Origin of the sequence: Actinoplanes sp. L3-i22 (assembly GCF_019704555.1) — a bacterium.
In the GTDB taxonomy this organism is placed as follows: domain Bacteria; phylum Actinomycetota; class Actinomycetes; order Mycobacteriales; family Micromonosporaceae; genus Actinoplanes.
Genome location: NZ_AP024745.1, coordinates 2,134,657 through 2,151,491, shown reverse-complemented (window position 1 = coordinate 2,151,491; position 16,835 = coordinate 2,134,657). Strand labels below are relative to the sequence as shown.

The 16,835-nt window shown below is 71.7% G+C and carries 10 protein-coding genes; 5 read left to right on the top strand and 5 right to left on the bottom strand.

Features of this window, described 5'->3' with window-relative positions; all coding sequences use genetic code 11:
* Positions 1–157: 157 nt before the first annotated feature.
* Entirely contained in the window at positions 158–1,165 is a 1,008-nt protein-coding gene (locus L3i22_RS09835) for a DUF2278 family protein (RefSeq protein ID WP_221326650.1), read from the top strand.
* A 10-nt stretch (positions 1,166–1,175) separates the two neighbouring features.
* Here the strand turns inward: L3i22_RS09835 and L3i22_RS09830 are convergent, their stop codons facing one another.
* Both L3i22_RS09830 and L3i22_RS09825 read right to left on the bottom strand, forming a co-directional pair.
* Positions 1,176–3,662 carry a PAS domain S-box protein gene (locus L3i22_RS09830; protein WP_221326649.1) on the bottom strand — a complete coding sequence of 829 codons (2,487 nt, stop codon included), beginning with the start codon at positions 3,660–3,662 and terminating at the stop codon, positions 1,176–1,178.
* Positions 3,663–3,732: 70 nt separating this feature from the next.
* Positions 3,733–4,284 (bottom strand): TetR/AcrR family transcriptional regulator, encoded by a 552-nt coding sequence (locus tag L3i22_RS09825; RefSeq protein ID WP_255658081.1) that lies wholly within the window; start codon positions 4,282–4,284, stop codon positions 3,733–3,735.
* A 310-nt stretch (positions 4,285–4,594) separates the two neighbouring features.
* Here L3i22_RS09825 and L3i22_RS09820 point away from each other — a divergent pair, with 310 nt between their 5' ends.
* The 4 genes from L3i22_RS09820 to L3i22_RS09805 are packed head-to-tail and all read left to right on the top strand — an operon-like array spanning position 4,595 to position 13,398.
* A complete protein-coding gene (locus tag L3i22_RS09820) occupies positions 4,595–8,056 on the top strand; it encodes a PA14 domain-containing protein (RefSeq protein ID WP_221326647.1) in 3,462 nt (1,153 codons plus the stop codon).
* Positions 8,056–10,173: a glycosyltransferase gene (locus tag L3i22_RS09815; RefSeq protein WP_221326646.1), complete on the top strand. Its 2,118-nt coding sequence runs from the start codon at positions 8,056–8,058 to the stop codon at positions 10,171–10,173. The genes L3i22_RS09820 and L3i22_RS09815 overlap by 1 nt, the downstream gene beginning before the upstream one ends.
* The gene (locus tag L3i22_RS09810) at positions 10,170–11,573 is read left to right on the top strand and encodes a glycosyltransferase (RefSeq protein ID WP_221326645.1); all 1,404 of its coding nucleotides are present in this window, start codon (positions 10,170–10,172) and stop codon (positions 11,571–11,573) included. The genes L3i22_RS09815 and L3i22_RS09810 overlap by 4 nt, the downstream gene beginning before the upstream one ends.
* Entirely contained in the window at positions 11,563–13,398 is a 1,836-nt protein-coding gene (locus tag L3i22_RS09805; RefSeq protein WP_221326644.1) for a hypothetical protein, read from the top strand. Before L3i22_RS09810 ends, L3i22_RS09805 begins: the two co-directional genes overlap by 11 nt.
* Positions 13,399–13,575: 177 nt before the next feature.
* On the opposite strand, the gene L3i22_RS09800 is transcribed toward L3i22_RS09805, so the two are convergent.
* From L3i22_RS09800 to L3i22_RS09790, 3 genes are all read right to left on the bottom strand, one after another.
* Positions 13,576–14,553: a hypothetical protein gene (locus L3i22_RS09800; RefSeq protein ID WP_221326643.1), complete on the bottom strand. Its 978-nt coding sequence runs from the start codon at positions 14,551–14,553 to the stop codon at positions 13,576–13,578.
* A 394-nt stretch (positions 14,554–14,947) separates the two neighbouring features.
* Positions 14,948–15,427 (bottom strand): class F sortase, encoded by a 480-nt coding sequence (locus tag L3i22_RS09795; protein WP_255658080.1) that lies wholly within the window; start codon positions 15,425–15,427, stop codon positions 14,948–14,950.
* Positions 15,428–15,557: 130 nt separating this feature from the next.
* Positions 15,558–16,781 (bottom strand): hypothetical protein, encoded by a 1,224-nt coding sequence (locus L3i22_RS09790; protein ID WP_255658079.1) that lies wholly within the window; start codon positions 16,779–16,781, stop codon positions 15,558–15,560.
* Positions 16,782–16,835 lie beyond the last annotated feature (54 nt).

Here is a 16,835-nt window from a genome sequence, read left to right as displayed (position 1 = left end):
GCACGCCACCGCCGGGCGAAATCGAGGCGACATTAGGCGCGGCCACCATAGCTGTCAATGAATTCGACATGTCCGGTGAGCGACGCCGGATCTACCATTCCACACTGGAAGATCGGCTGATTGACGGGCCCCGCGAGCAGCGGGTTGACTGCCCGGCATGCCGATCAAACGGTACGGCGTTCTCCGGGCGGCCGTGATCGACCGCCGGATCGAGACCACCGACACCCCGCATTATCAGATCCACCTACGAGCGGCCGGCACCGATTACCGGGCCGCCGTCAACGTGCGTTCCCAGTCGTCCCCGCCCGAGCTGCTCTTCGCCGCGGTGGACGATTTCGCGCACCCGCTGCTGGACCGGCTGACCGCGCTGCCGGACGGGTTCACCGAGTTGGAGAGCCGCCCGGGCGGCCCGGCGCTGGACTACATCCGCGGCAACCTCTTCCAGCGCCAGGACATGCGCCCGGTGCCGACCGCCGAGCCCGGGCCGGAGAACGATCTCGGCGACCTGCTCGACCACTACGTCAGCCGCGCGCTCGGCGACGCCACGGCCCGGGCGTACATCTTCGGCCAGGCCTGGGGTCCGGAGACGATCGCCGACAAGATCTTCCACTTCGCGCCGGGCAACGGCGTGCACGACGTCCACATGAACCAGGGCAACGACGGCCGGTTCGCCGGTGACGACGGCGTCTTCCAGGACGGCGGGTTGCTGCTGCGGTTCGGCGACCGGTGGGTGGCGATCTTCCTGGCCTTCCAGAACCAGGCCTGGCACACCGACGACATCACCGGTCATCGCCTGCCGGAGATCCCGTCGCCCGGCCCGGCGCCCACGCCCGGCCCCGGCGAGCCCGATCACCTGGTCCGGATCGTCGCCGCCCTGGTCAACCCGGTCGGCCCGGCCCCCGAGGCGGAGACGGTCACGCTGCTCAACGCGTCGCCGGCCGAGATCGACCTGACCGGCTGGGCCCTGCTGGACCGGGCCACCAACCGGCTGCCGCTGCGGGGCCGGCTGCCCGCGGGTGCGGCGCTGCCGGTGCCGGTCGCGGCGCCGGTCGCGCTCGGCAACCGGGGCGGCACGATCACCCTGCTGGACGCGGCCGGCCTGAAGGTCGACGGCGTCGCCTACACCGCCGACCAGGCCCGCGAGGGCTGGACGGTGGTGTTCTGAGCAACCGGGCCTACCCGGCGGCGGCCTCGACGACGAAGACCGAGCCGCCGGCCGGGTTCGGCTCGTAGCGGACGTCGGCCGCGTTGGCCCGGGCCAGGCTGCGGACGATGTACAGGCCGAGTCCGGTCCCGCGGATCGTCCCGGCGGTCTGGTCGGCGCGGGCCAGCCGTTCGAACAGCCGGGGCTGGAACTCGGCCGGGACCCCGGGGCCGGTGTCCTCGATCCGCAGGTGGATCCGGCCGCCGCCGGCCCCGATCCGCAGCGCGCTCGCCCCGCCGGCGTACTTGGCGGCGTTGGAGAGCAGGTTGACCACGATCTGCTGCAGGTGGGACGGATTGAACAGCACCTCGGCGTCCGGCCCGGTCACCTCGACGTGCCGGTTGTCGGTGGCGTCCAGGGCGCGGGCCACCTCCGTACGCAAGGAAAGGTTTTTCCGGACCGCGTTGATGTTGCCGGCGTCGAGGGTGACCATCGCCAGCACCTCGCGGACGATCTCGTCGAGCCGCTCCGCCTGCCGGTTGATGATCTTGATCTGGCGGGTGTGCGGGTCGGCCGGGTCCATCGCGCCGGCGAGGATCTCGCTGTAGCCGAGGATGGACGACAGCGGGTTGCTGATCTCGTGGCCCAGCATCCCGATCATGTCGAGTTTGAGCTGGTCGGCGGCCTCCAGTTCGAGGTTGCGCTCGGAGAGCGCGGCGGCCGCCTGGTCGCGGGCGCGTTCGGCGGCGCGGCGCGCGGAGATGTCGGTGGCCACCACGATCAGGTGCTTGGGGCGCGAGTCGGCGGCGCGGACCACCGAGATGGTGGCCTCGGCGTCGAGCCAGTGGCCCTCGGCGTGCCGCAGCCGGACCTCGTGGGCGTACGCGTCGGCCTCCCCGGTGAACAGCCGGGCGATGTGCCGGTGCGCGAGCGCGGCGTCGTCGGGGTGCATCAGCTCCTCGACCGTGTGCCCGACCAACTCCTCGGTACGGCGCCCGAGCATGCCGGCGAACGCCTCGTTGACCGCGATCAGCGTGCCGTCCAGGCCCCGGACCACCTGGCCGACCGCGGACTGCGAGAACTGGGCCCGGAACCGCTGCTCGTTGAGGGCGACCGCCTGCTGCGCGGCCCGGGCCGCGCTGACATCGGTGTTGATCTCCAGGACCTGGACCTCGTCGCCGCCGGCCGGCTCGTGCACGACCTGCCGGCTGAGCACCGTGACGGTGCGCCCGGTGGCGGTCAGGTGCTGCATCTCGCCGTCCCAGTGCCCGTCGCGCTCCAGTGCCGCGCACTGGTCCTCGGCCGTGGCGCCGCCGATGTGCGTGGTGTTGAACAGCCGGTGGGTGACCCGGCCCAGCGCGGCGTCGGCCGACCAGCCGTAGAGCCGCTGCGCGCCGCTGTTCCACCAGAGGATCTCGCCGGCCAGGTCCCGGACGATCACCGCGGCCGGGATCAGCTCGAGAAGGCGCGCCTGCCGGTGCATCGCGGCGTCCGCGGCGCGGCTCGCGGTGACGTCCTCGACCTGGACCACGACGTACGGCAACTCCTCGCCCGCCGCGTCCCGGACCCGCGCCACCCGCACCACCACCGAGACGGTGTTCCCGTCCCGGCGCAGGCACCGCCGGTCCACCTTCATCGTCTCGACGTCGCTGGCCACCAGCTTGCGCAGCGCGGAGTCGGCGAGCGAGGCGTCGTCCGGGTGCTGCAGGTCGTGGAACCGCATCGCGCTCAGCTCGTCGGCCGGGTAGCCGGTGATCTCGGTCATCGCCGGGTTCGCCTCCAGGAACCGGCCGAAGGTGGCCTCCTCCAGGCTGCACAGGCTCAGGCCGAGCGGCGAGCTCTCGAACAGGTGCCGGAAGCGGGTCTGGATCGCCTCCAGGGCGGCCAGGTTCCCGGTGCGCTCGGCGAGCAGCGCGACGTTGGCCTCGTAGTCCTCGGCGTGCCGGAGCGCGGCGCCGACCGTGCCGGCGACCAGCTCCAGGTGGTACGCGTCGTCGGCGTCGAACGCGTACGGCCGGCTGCTGGCGATCTTGAGCACGCCGATCGCCCGGTCGCCGTGGTAGAGCGGGGTCACGCACATCGAGCGGACCCCGGTGGCGCGGCAGATGCCGACGCTGGCCCGCTCGTCGGTCTCGACGTCGGTGCAGTGGGTGGGCCGGCCGTCGGCGAGCGCCGAGCCGCTGACCGAGTCGGCGATGGTCTGGTGCTTGCCGACGTGGTCGGCGAGCATGCCGGCGCCGGCCACGTAGCGCAGCAGGTCGTCCTCGATCAGCTCGACCATCGCGCCGCACGCGGCCGGGAACGCGGCCACCGCCTGCTCGGCGGCGACCCGCAGCACCCGCTCGCGGTCCTGGGCGACGGCGGTGACGGCGCGCTGGGCCGCCACGGCGGCGAGCAGTGCCCGGGTCCGCCGGTCGGCGCGCTCCGCCTCGGCCGGGGCGTGCTCGGCCGCCTGACGCAGTCGCTCCAGCTCGGCGCGCTCCTGCGCGTCGAGCCCGCCGATCTCGGATACCTGCACAGTGCCCCACCCTCATGTCCGGTCCGAGGACAGAGATCGGCGGGTCGGTGCAATAGTTGAGCGCCCGGCGTCAGTCGGCGGCGGTGAGACAGATCCCGTCGAGCATCAGGTCCACCGAGCGGTCGGCGGCGGCCCGGGCGCTCGCCGCGTCGCCGGTGGCCTCGGCGACGCCCTGGACCATGGTGAACAGCAGCGCCAGGTCGTCCGGGACCAGGTCGGCGCGGACGTGGCCGGCCTCCCGGGCCCGGCGCAGCGGGCCGCCGAGCGCGGCCAGCGCACGCTGGCGGTACCGGTGCTGGGTGGGCACGTCGAGGCGCCGGATCAGCACGACCAGCCCGCGCATGGCGATCTGGGTGTGCAGCACCGAGCGCAGCAGCTGACGGAAGTGCTCCGGGTGGGCGGCCAGTCCGGCGGCGGCCTCCTCCAGGCGGTCGAGCTGGTGCTCGATGACCGCGGCGGTGAGCGCGTGCCGGTCCGGGAAGTGCCGGTAGAGCGTGGCCTGACCGACGCCGGCCCGGCGGGCGATCTCCGGCATCAGGGCGACCGGGTCGCCCTCGGTGAGCACCTCGCCGGCAGCCAGGACGATGGCCGCACGGTTGCGCTGGGCGTCTCGGCGACGCACAGTCGGGGTTCCGTAGAGCATCTGTCCCACCCCCTTACCGACCAGTCACGTTACCGGCCGGTAACGAGAATGTCATCATCTTCACTTTCTCGGTACGACGCCCTACGCTGCTCCCCGCCGCGACGCCGCCGCCCGGTCGATCCCGGTCGGTCCGGTTCCTGCATGGACGTACGCATTCACTCAATCTCTACTGAGGACCTCGCCGAAACAGCATCGAATTATTGGCGTCACTGCCCTTTCAGAAAGGCGCGCCACGACGGAAATGCCCTCCCCCTAAGTTCGGGATTGCGGTCGAATCTGGGGGGATTCCGTGCGGGCACTATTGATCATTCTGACGATCCTGGCGACAACTGTTCTGGCAATTCCGGCACAAGCGGCGCCACCCGCGGATTTCCAGACATCGCTGGTCATCGGTGCCGATCTGAACGAACCGTCCGGATTCGAGTTCGCGCCGGACGGGCGGATCTTCATCCTGGAGCGTCCGGGCACCATCAAGATCTACAAGAACGGTCACGTGCTGGCGACGCCGTTCGCGGTGCTGCCGTCCGAACCGACCGGTGACCGCGGTCTCATCGGTATCGCGTTCGATCCCGATTTCGGCGTCACGAACCATTACGTCTACTTTTATTACACCGGTCTCGACCTGCACAACCGCCTGGTCCGCTTCGACGCGTCGGGCGACGTCGGCGCCGACGGGCCGTTCGAGATCTTCAAGACCGAATCGCTCTCCCAGCAGCTGCACGTCGGCGGCAGCATCCGGTTCGGCCCGGACGGCAAGCTGTACTTCGCGGTCGGCGACAACGGCTACTCCAGCAACGGGCAGGTGCTCAGCAACCCGCACGGCAAGATCCTGCGGATCAACAAGGACGGGTCGATCCCGCCGGACAACCCGTTCTACGGCCAGGCCGGGAAACAGCAGGAGATCTGGGCGTACGGCTTCCGCAACCCCTGGCGGTTCCAGTTCGACCCGCTGACCGGGGAGCTCTACGGCGGCGACGTGGGCGACTACACCTGGGAGGAGGTCAACCACATCGTCAAGGGCGGCAACTACGGGTGGCCGCTCAAGGAGGGCAAGTGCACCGCGGACTGCGCGGGGTTCATCGACCCGATCTACACGTACCCGCACGCCGGCGAGAGCGCCGCGGCGGTCGGCGGCCCGATCTACCGCGGTGACCAGTTCCCCGCCGACTACCAGGGCAGTCTCTTCTTCGGCGACTACGCCAAGGGGTTCATCCGGCGGGCCGAGCTGGACGCGAACGGCAACGCGACCTCGGTCGAGGACTTCGACGCGGCGGCCGGCTCGGTGGTCGACATGAAGATCGGCCCGGACGGCGCGCTGTACTACATCACCTACATCCCGGGCCGGCTCTACAAGGTCACCTGGAGCCTGGGCAACCACGCGCCGACGGCGGTAGCCGGCTCCGACGTGACCGGCGGCGCCGGGCCGCTGACCGTGCACTTCTCCGCCGAGGGCAGCACCGACCCGGACGGCGACGACCTGACCTTCGCCTGGGACTTCGGCGACGGCACGACGAGTGCCACCAAGAACCCGGTCAAGACCTTCACCACCACCGGCGTGTACGAGGTGGACCTGACGGTCACCGACAGCGAGGGCCACGCCAGTCCCGCGATCCCGATCATCATCCAGGTCGGCATCCCACCCACGGTCCGGATAGCGGTCCCCGCGGACGGATCGACGTACCGCGCCGGTGACACCATCACGTACAACTCGTTCGCCACCGACGCGGCCGGCTTCGACCTGGACGACAGCGACATCCGGACCACCGTGGTGCTGCACCACGGCACCCACATCCACCCGTTCGCCGGCCCGCTGATCGGCCGCGCCGGGCAGTTCACCATCCCGGTCACCGGCGAGTCGTCCGCCGACACCTGGTACGAGATCACCACCACGGCCACCGACGCGAACGGGCTCAGCGCCTCGAAGTCGATCAACATCCGGCCGGTGACCAGCACGTTCACCATCACGACCGATCCGCCGGGCCTGCCGCTGTACCTGGACGGCATCCCGGAGGAGACGCCGCACGAGCGGCTCGGCGTGGTCGGCTTCCAGCGCGAGCTGTACGCGCCGCCGACCGCCACCGGCGCGGACGGCACCGTCTACCACTTCACCGGCTGGTCGGACGGGAAGGGCATGCGGCACACGATCGTCACGCCGGAGCAGGCCGCGACGTACACCGCGTCGTACGCGAAGTCCCCGGACTGGACCGCGACGTTCTACCCGAACACCAACCTGAGCGGCACCCCGGTGCTGACCCGCAACGACCGGGCGATCGACTTCCTCTGGGGCGCCGGCTCGCCGGATCCGGCGGTGCCGGTGGACGGGTTCTCCGCGCGCTGGACCAAGAAGCAGTTCCTGGCCGCCGGGCGGTACCGCTTCACCGCGGTCGCCGACGACGGGGTGCGGCTCTACATCGACCGGCAGTTGGTGCTGGACCAGTGGCAGGGCCAGTCCGGGACCGCGTTCGACTGGATCGGGGACCTGGGCGCGGGCACCCACACGATCACCCTGGAGTACTTCGACCAGGGTGGGGACGCGCTGGCCAAGCTCGACTGGTTCGGCGCGATCGACCAGCCCGACGACAGCTGGAACGCCGAATATTGGGACATCACCGGCGCTGGATCATCGCCGACAATTCCCTCTACAAAGGGACAAATAACGAAAAAAGAGTCGGCAATCGATCACGACTGGGGCACCGGTTCTCCCGACCCCGCGATCCCCGCGGATCACTTCGCCGCCCGCTGGACCAGGACCCTCAGCCTCGCCCCCGGCGAATACGAGTTCACCACCACGGCCGACGACGGCGTCCGGCTCACCGTCGACGGCCTGCGGCTGATCGACGCCTGGCAGGACGCCAGCAGCCACACCCAGACCGCGAAGACCCTGCTCGGCGGCGGTCCGCACACGATCACCATGGAGTACTACGAGAACTTCGGCGACGCGGTCGCCGAGCTCGCCGTCCACCAGACCGCCGACGCCGCCGACCCACCGGACTGGACCGCCGAGTTCTGGAACTCCACCGAGCCCGCGATCCCGGACCGTGCGCCTGATCTTTCCCGGACGGACTCGACGATCAGCAACGACTGGGGCGGCGGCTCGCCGGACCCGGCGATCCACGACGACCACTTCGTCGCCCGCTGGACCCGCACCGACACCCTGCCCGCCGGCATCTACCGGTTCTCCGGCGCCAGCGACGACGGCATCCGCGTCTACCTGGACGGCGCCCCGATCGTCGACAAGTGGATCAACCAGAACGACACGTTCAGCACCGACCGCCTGGTGCTCTCCGGCACCCACACGCTGCGCGTCGAGTACTTCGAGAACGGCGGCGGCGCCCTGGCCCGCTTCGGCTATCAACGGATCGGCGACGTCGGCCCGGTCGACACCTGGACCGGCGAGTACTTCGCCAACCCCACGCTCGCCGGCGCACCCGCCGTGACCAGGCAGGACGACGCGGTCGCCTTCGACTGGGGCGGCGGCTCACCGGATCCGGCGATCCCGGCCGACGGCTTCTCCGCGCGCTGGACCAGGACCGCGACGTACCCCGCCGGGACCTACCACTTCGCCGCGACCGGCGACGACGGCATCCGGGTCCGGCTCGACGGCGTCACCGTGATCGACGGCTGGTCCGACCACGGCCCCCTGACATTCCCCGCCGATGTGGACATCTCCGCAGGTCAGCACACCGTCGTCGTCGAGTACTACGAGAACGGCGGCGGCGCCCTCGCCCGCTTCACCCAGAAGGAGTCCTGATGCCGGCAACCCGGCTTGAATCACCACCCGCGGTGACCGTGGTGGTGCCGACCCGCAACGAGGCGGAGAACGTCGGTCCACTGGTCGAGCAGCTGCGCGCCGCGCTCGGCACGATCTCCGCCGAGATCGTCTTCGTCGACGACAGCGACGACGAGACGCCCCGGGTGATCTCTCAACTTCAGGATCAAGACCCCGATTTGGTACGACTTCTGCACCGCCCCGCCGGCCAGCGGACCGGCGGCCTCGGTGGCGCCGTCGCCGCCGGCCTGGACGCGGCCCGCGCCGAATGGGTCGTGGTGATGGACGGCGACCTGCAGCACCCGCCGGGCACCGTCCCGGAGCTGCTCGCCGCCGGCCGGGTCGACCGGGCCGAGGCCGTGGTCGCCAGCCGGTACCGGGTGCCCGGCCGGGTCGACGGCCTCAGCGGCGGGTTCCGGCGCGGTGTCTCACGCGCCACCGGCACCCTCGCCCAGATGTTCTTCCCGCGCCGGCTGCGCGCGGTCACCGACCCGATGAGCGGCTTCTTCGCCGTCCGCAAGGACCGGGTGCGGACCGCCGAGCTGCGCCCGCAGGGCTACAAGATCCTGCTGGAGGTGCTGGTCCGCAGCCGGATCCGGCGGATCGCCGAGGTGCCGTACACGTTCCAGCCGCGGCACGCCGGCGAGAGCAAGGCGTCGTTCCGCGAGGGCCTGCGCTACCTGCGGCAACTCGCCGCGCTGCGCCTGGCCGCGATGCGCCGGCCGGACTCCGCGCCGGGCCGGATGGCCGGGTTCGCGGTGGCCGGGGCGCTCGGCACGGCGGTCAACTCGGCCGCGCTCTGGGCGTTCGGCGAGGTGGCCGGGCTGCCCTACCTGCTCGCCGCGTTCCTGGCCGTGCAGGTCGCCATCGTCGGCAACTTCGCGATCGTGGACCGGCTGGTGATGCCGCCCGGCGAGCGCGCGGCCGGGCACCGGTTCGGCCGGTTCCTGCTGGTCAACAACACGCTGACACCGATCCACCTGGGCCTGCTCTACGCCCTGGTGCAGGTCGGCGGCCTGCACTACCTGTCGGCGAACGTGGCCGCCATCGTGGTCGTCTTCGTGCTGCGCTACGCGGTCACCAGCGCCTGGGTCTACGGCACCCCGGCCGGCGGCGGCCCAGAGGCGTGGCGGCTGCTCGGCGCGGTCCGGCGAGCGGCGCAGACCCGGTTGTTCCTGGCCGTGGTGCTGACCGCGGTGGCGTTCCCGGCGCTGCTCGCGATCGGCTGGAACGACGTGTGGCACCGGGGCACCGCCGTACCGTTGATGATTCCGCTGGTCGCGGCCGCGGCGCTGATCGCCGGGCGGGTGCGGCCCGGGCAGGACGAGCCGGACGTGCACGACCGGCAGGTGGACGGGCTGCTCGCCGGCGGCTGCCTGACCGCGGCGGCGACGCTCCTGCTGCTGATGCCCGAGCCGGACCGGACCGGCTGGCTGGTGCCGGCCGCGCTCGCCTACCTGGCCGGGGCGGCGATCCTGCTGGTCGGGACGCGGACCGCGGCCCGGCTGCGGTGGGCGCTGCTGCTGCCGGTGGTCGCGATCGCCGGGGTGCTCCCGGCCGCCGTCGTGGATCCGGTCAACACCGGGTTGCGCGAGGTGGTGGCGCTGCTCGGGCGGCCGGCCGGGCCGGTCGACGACGGTGGGGCGCTGCTCACGACGTACCGTCAATCGACGCTCACCCTGACCACAGCGGACCTGCCCGGAATCGCCTTCCTCGGGGGAATGGTCTGTCTGGTGATCGCCGCCCTGGTGATCTTCGGAGGGCGGCTCGCCGCCCTGCGGCGGATCGTGACCGGGGCCACCCTGCTCGCCGCGGTGACCGTCGGCGGCGTGCTGTCGGTGCTGCTCGTCGGCCGGATCCTCGGCCCGGCGGCGTTCCGGATCGCGGCTCTCCCGGTCGTCCTCGACGTGCTGCTCGCCCTGGTCGTGGTGATCCTGATCGGACGGTGGTCGCGGCGCGCGCCGCAAGCCGCGCCCCGGGTCGTCCGCCCCTACCTGCCGCGGGCCCGGTTCGCGCTTGTCACGCTCGTCGTCGCGGCCGTGCTGATGGGCCTGACCTCGCTGCCGGCCGCGCTGTCGCTGACCGAGGCGGCCCGATGAGCGCGAAGTTCGGCGTGTTCTCCGCGCACATGGTGCTGACCCGGCTGCAGCGCTACGGCCTGATCGTGGCGCTCGTGCTGATCGGGGTGGTCGCGGTGCTGCGGCCGATGCTCGTGCTGCAGACCGTGGTCGCGATCGTGACGCTCGCCTACACCGCGGCGCTGGTGTTCCGGGTGGTCCTGGTCTACGCCGCCGGGCGCGGCGAGCACCAGGTCCGGGTCGAGGACGACGAGGCCCGGGCGGTGCCGGACGCGGAACTTCCGGTCTACACGGTGCTGGTGCCGGCGTACCGGGAACCGTCCGTGATCGGTCTTCTCATGCAACATCTCGGCGCGCTGGACTATCCGCGGGAGAAGCTCGAGGTCATCCTGCTGTTGGAGGAGGATGACCGGGAGACGATCGATGCGGCCGAGGCGGCGCTGACCGGCTCGTGGGCGCAGATCCTGGTGGTGCCCGAGTCACAGCCGAAGACCAAGCCGAAGGCCTGCAACGTCGGCCTGGAGCGGGCCACCGGCGAGCTGGTGACGATCTACGACGCCGAGGACATCCCGGACCCGTTGCAGCTGCGGCGGGCGGTGGTCGCGCTACGCCGGCTCGGCTCGTCCTACGTGTGCCTGCAGGCCGAGCTCAGCTACTTCAACGTGGACCAGAACCGGATCACCAAGTGGTTCGCGCTGGAGTACGCGACCTGGTTCCGGTCGCTGCTGCCCGGCCTGGTCGCGCTGCGGATGCCGATCCCGCTCGGCGGGACCAGTAATCACTTCCGGACCGCGGAGCTGCGCGAGCTCGGGGCATGGGATCCGTACAACGTGACCGAGGACGCCGACCTCGGGATCCGGCTGGCCCGGGCCGGGTACCGGGTCGGCGTGCTGCACTCGGTGACCCTGGAGGAGGCGAACTCCGACTTCATCAACTGGATCAAGCAGCGGAGCCGCTGGTACAAGGGCTACCTGATGACCTGGCTGGTCCACCTGCGGTCCCCCCGGGCGACGTTCTCCCAGCTCGGCTGGCGCGGGCTGCTCTGCCTGAACCTGTTCGTCGGCGGGACACCGCTGGCCGCCCTGCTCAACGCGGTGCTGTGGGCGACCACGGTCCTGTGGTTCCTGGCCCGGCCGGCCGTACTCCAGGAGATCTTCATCTCGCCGTACTACTACCTCGGACTGTTCTGCCTGGTCTTCGGGAACGCGACGGTGATCTACCTGAACGTGCTGTCGGTCCGGACCATGGACCGGCCGGACCTGCTCGGGACGGCGCTGCTGTCCCCCGGGTACTGGGCGATGATGAGCCTGGCCGGGGCGAAGGCGGCGTGGCAGCTGGTGTTCAAACCGTCGTACTGGGAGAAGACCACGCACGGTCTGCACCTCCCGTCGGCCAAGGCGGAGGTGGCCGATGTCAACTGATCTCGCGGTCCGCGCCCCCAGCCGGTCGTCCGCCTCGAGAGAACGCCGCCTGGTCGTGCTGGCCTGCGCGGCCGTCTACCTCGCGGTCGCGATCTGGTTCTGGTGGAACCAGCTGCTGCCCGGTGACGCGATGAGCCGCGTCGCGAACGGCTACTACGTCCTCTACAGCCGCGACCCGCACCTCGCGGCGATCGGCTTCGTCTGGAACCCGCTGCCGTCGCTGATCCTGCTGCCGTTCCTGCCCCTCGCCAAGATCTTCCCGGCGCTCACCCAGCAGGGCCTGCTCGCGGTACTGGCGTCGGCGCTGCTGATGACCGCGACCGTCGCGGTCGCCCACGACGTGCTGCGCCGGATCGGCGTGCGGCGGGTCCCGCGCCTGGTCCTCACCGCCGCCTTCGCGCTGCACCCGATGACGCTGCTCTACGCCGGCAACGGGATGAGCGAGGCCTGCTTCCTGCTGTGCCTGATGCTCGCGGTCCGGTACTTCCACATGTGGCTCGCCGAGGGCCGCACCGAACTGCTCGTGCCGCTCGGGCTGGCCCTGGCGGTGGGCTACGGCGCGAGGTACGAGGCGCTCGCTCCCGCTGCCGCGGTCACGGTCGTCGTGGGTTTGACGACCTTCCTGCGTACGGCGGCAGACCACGCCCGCCGGTGGTCCCTGGCCCGCGCCGACGCGGTGATCGTCGGCATGCCCCCGATCCTGGCGTTCCTGCTCTGGGCGGCGGCCAGCAAAATCATCGTCGACCAGTGGTTCGCGACGTTCTCGTCGGTCTACGGCAACTCCACCCAGGTGTCCACGAACGCCACCTACATCACCTCGATGACCGGCGACGACCTGCCCGGCCGGGCCGCCTACTGGTCACAGCAGCTGATCGGCCTGTCCCCGCTGGCGCTGGCCCTGGTGGCGATCGCCCTGCTGCTGGCCTGGCGCCGCCGCGACTTCCGGATCCTGGCGCCGGTGACGGTGCTCGGCGCGGTCCTGGCCTTCGACGCGCTGGCGTTCCTGTCCGGCACGTCGTTCGGCTGGCTCCGCTTCAACATCACGGTCATCCCATTGGCCGTCCTGACCGCCGGCCACCTGATCGCCTGGGCCGCGCCGGCCGCCCTTTCCGCCCCAGCCACCCCGGCCGCCCTTACCGCCCCAGCCACCCCGGCCGCCCTTACCGCCCCAGCCGCCCTTTCCACCTCAGCCACCCCTGCCAGCCCGACCGGCTCGGCTACCCGGTCTGCCGCGCTCACCTTGCCCGGCTGGGTCCGCCGGCGATCCTTGCCGGCCGATGCCCCTGACCAGCCCCCGACCCGCGGCCACGCGCCCTCCGGCGGCGGCGCGCCCTCCAGCGGTGGCGTCGCGCGGCGGGCGCTGGTCGTCGTCGCGTACCTCGCGGCCTTCATCGCCATCCCGAGCACGATCGTCGTGCTCAGCAAGCCGGACCTGTCCCGCGAGGAATCCGAGTGGGTCACCGCCTCCGGCGCCGAACGCCGCCGCAACCTGGCCCAGGTCGACGCCCAGGTAGCCACCGACCTCGACACGATGAACCTGCCCGACGGCGCGGTACTCACCGACGCGGCCTACGCGTTCGGCGTGGTCCTGGCCAGCGACCGCCCCCGCCAGTTCGTCATCACCCCGGACCGCGACTTCCCGGCCGCCCTCGGCGACCCTGCGGGCCACCATGTGCAGTACCTGCTCCTGTCGGCGGAGGGCTCCGCTGATGCGGTCCGGACCGCCCGCTACGGCCCGGACAAATCAGCCGTCCCCACCACCGGCGTCCGCACCTGGCACGACGCCAAGGGCGGCCTCCAATGGACCCTCATCCCGGTCCCCTGACCAGCATTTTTCCCTCCCGAGCAACCGCCCGCAGATAGTCCCCACCCACCACACGAGCAGGTGGCCGAGCCGGCACGGCCGGCGAGCCGACACGGGCAGGTGGCTGAGCCAGCGTGGCGGCCGAGCGAGCCGACGCGGGCATGTGGCCGGGTCGGCTCGGTGGGCTTGCGGTCAGGGTCATGGGTCGTCTTGGGGTGTGGGGTTCGCGACGGTGGCGTGGCCGTGTGGGGGTGGGCGCATCCGGCCCGGGTGGCGCTGTTCCGGTAACGGGGTGGAGCGGGACAGCGGAGGTGGGAGTGGCTGGCTGTTGGGGAGGATCCCGCTGGGTGAGGACGGCGCGGTCCGGGACAGCCGGGTGCGCCGGTTGCGCCATCCCGCCAGCACCAGCAGAAACGCCAGGAGCAGGAGGAACAGCAGCAGCGGGGCGAGCACCACGACGAGGAACCAGCGCGGGTGCCGGGTGGGGCCGGCCGGGCCGCCGAGGGTGGTCTCCGCGGACAGGATCACGTCGCCGGTGCGGATGGAGATCGACGCGTGGGCCGGAAGCGTGGCGGGCGTGGCGAAGCGGACCAGGTAGCGGGCGCTCAACGTGCTCTCCACCTGATCCAGTGCGGGCACCACGACCGGGTCACCGGCCGGGGCGTAGAAGCCGCCGGTCGCCGCGGCAGCCGATGACCAGTATCGGTCGGGGTCCGACGTGCCGATGACGACCAGGAGGATGCCCGCGGACCGGAAACGATCCGCCAGCTGGGTGGCGGTCAGGCCGTCGGCCCGCTCCGCCGAGGTGTAGAGGAGGGTCACGCCGCGGCCCACCTCCGTACCCGGAAATTGTTGTGCGGCAAGCGTCAGCGCGGCCGCCGTGTCCCGATCGCCGGCCGGGCGGACGGTGTTCAGCGCGCGGACCACGCGGGCCGGGCCGGGCAGCGGGCCGGTGAGCACCTTGGCCGGTTCGCGGTCGGGGATCAGCATGGTCCGGGTGCCGGTCGGCGCGGCCAGGCTGAAGCGGGCGGCGGCGCTGAGCCAGCTCGGCAGCGCGTCCGCGCCGGCCGCCGAGGCGTCGACCACTATGGACATGACCAGGGCGGACGAGACGACCGGGTGCAGTTCGGCGGGCTGCGGCGTCCCGTCGAGGTTCACCGCGACGGACCGGGCCACACCCCCGGAGTCCGAGTCGGCAGAGGCCGCACCCCCAGGAGCAGCAGTCCCAGGAGGACGGCTCCCAGGAGCGGCACTGCTAGGAGTCGAGCGAGCAGGAGCAGGGCTCGCGGAGGCGGTTCTCCTAGGAGCAGCGCTCCCAGGAGCAGAAGGAAGAACGGACCCGGAGCCGGCGGGAGCCGCGCTCAGATCAACCACCAGGGTCGTCCGCCCCGGCGAGGAAAGTTCCGCATTGATCGGCAACGGCGCGGACACCGGAGTGCCGGCGAGCGGCACCCCCAGCGCCGACTTCGGAGTTACCGCAGGTGGCACCCGCAGAGCCGACCTCGGCCCGACGGCAAAAGGCGCCCCGGAAGCGGACACCAGCGTGACGGCCAGAAGCGCCGCCACCCCGCTAGACCAGATCGGCGAAAGCAATGACATTGTCCCGGTAACTCCCTCGGGATCGGTCGAAACTGCCCCCGCAGGTGACCAGCCGCAACGTCGGATCCAGCGTCGGCGCGTAGACCAGATCGGTGGGAAAGCGCACCTTCGCCACCTGCGCCACCCCGGTGATCCGGAACGTCACGCTGCTCCCGTCACCGCGCGCGACCACCACCGGCGTCCCGACCTTCACCCCGCTCAGCCGCGCGAAGATCCCCGGCCCGGTCTTCGAGTCGACGTGACCGAGAATGACCGCCGGCCCGGGCTGGCCGGGACGCGCGCCGAGGCGGTACCAACCGGCCACCTCGACCGTCCCCGGCACCTCGATCGTCCCGTCTTTCCGCAGCCCGAGCTGCTCGATCGCGCTGTCGATCCCGAGCGCCGGAATCCGCAGCCGGACCGGCGCGGCCACCTCGCTGAACGTCTGCGATGACCGGAATCCACGGGCCACGAGCGGGCCCGTGACCACCGCCGGCGCCGGCGAGGGGGCGCGATCGGAAACGGTCTCCGGCGCCAGGACAAGACCGAGGAGCAAAACCACAAAGGCCGGTTTCCCGTACGGAATCAGCCCGCGCCCCACCTCAGCGCCCCGTCCCGGCCAGCCCGCCGTAGCCGGTCTGCGCCCCGCCGACCGGCAGCCGCGCCGCGACCGTCGCCCCGAACGCGTCGGCGAGCTCCCGCGCCATGTCGAACCCGTGTTGATAGGCCTTCTCGGCGAGGTCGTGCGCGGCCGTGTAGTCCCGCGCCGCGTAGGCGTCGGCGTGCCGCAGCAGCAGGTCGTCGTGTCCGCGGAACGCCCCGGCCAGCGCCGCCGCGTTCATCCGCTTCCCGGTGACCTCGCTGAGCAGGGCGCCCATCCGATCCTCGTACCCATGGAGGTTGGTCTTGGCCCCGGTGAGCCCGGCGGTGTCGGCGCCGGCCAGCGCGGCGGAGTAGCCGACGAGTTGTTCGACGTGGAAGCCCCAGACGTCCTGGAAGCGACGGGCCACGCCGGCGCCGAAGAGGGTGTCCATCGCGGCGGTCACGTCCCGGGTGTTCGCGTTGATCATCGCGGCGGCGGCGTCGAAGTCCGGGGTGTTGGTGACCGCGGCCCGGGTCACGTCCTCGACCAGGACGACGTGCTCGGCGAGCAGCTCGCCGAGGCGGGAGCGCAGCCGCCAGATCGGCTCGCGCAGGGCGGCCCGGTCACGGGCCGGGAGCAGGGCGTCGGCGAGCGTGCCGCCCAGCTCGTACATGTGCTGGTAGCCCTCGCGGTAGTCGCGGTCGGCGGTGGCGTAGTCGTGGGCGGCGTACGCGTCGGCCTGCCCGGTCAGGTGCCGCACGTGCATGTCGAGGGCGTGGTGGGCGGCGGCCGTGCTGAGCCGTCCGTGCGAGGCGCCGGCGAAGAACCGGCTGAGCTCCTCCTCGTACTCGGAGAGCTCCGCCTTCGCGTGGGCTTTCGCGGTCTCGTCCTGGGCGGCGATCGCGCTCGCGTAGGCGACCAGCTCGACGACGTGCTCCGACCACAGGGGAGCGAAGTCGCGGACCATGCCGGCGCCGAAGAGCTGGCGCATCAGGGTGGCCATCGCGTCGGTGTTGTGGCCGAGGGCGGCATCCGCGGCCTGGGCGAAGTCCGCGTCGCCACGGATCCGGCTGCGCATCAGGTCGGCGGCGAGGACGGCGTGCTCGGCGAGCAGGGCTTGAAGACGTACCGCCAACTCCGGCGCAGCCGGCGCCGGAGCCGCGAGAGACGCCGGAGCCGCGCCCGCGGCGGACCCGAAAGTGAGCAGGCAGAACAGCATCAACAAGGCCAGAGCACGCCGCATCAGCCACACCGCCCGGGAAGGTCCACGAAGGAGGCCGCATTAGACGGTACGCCG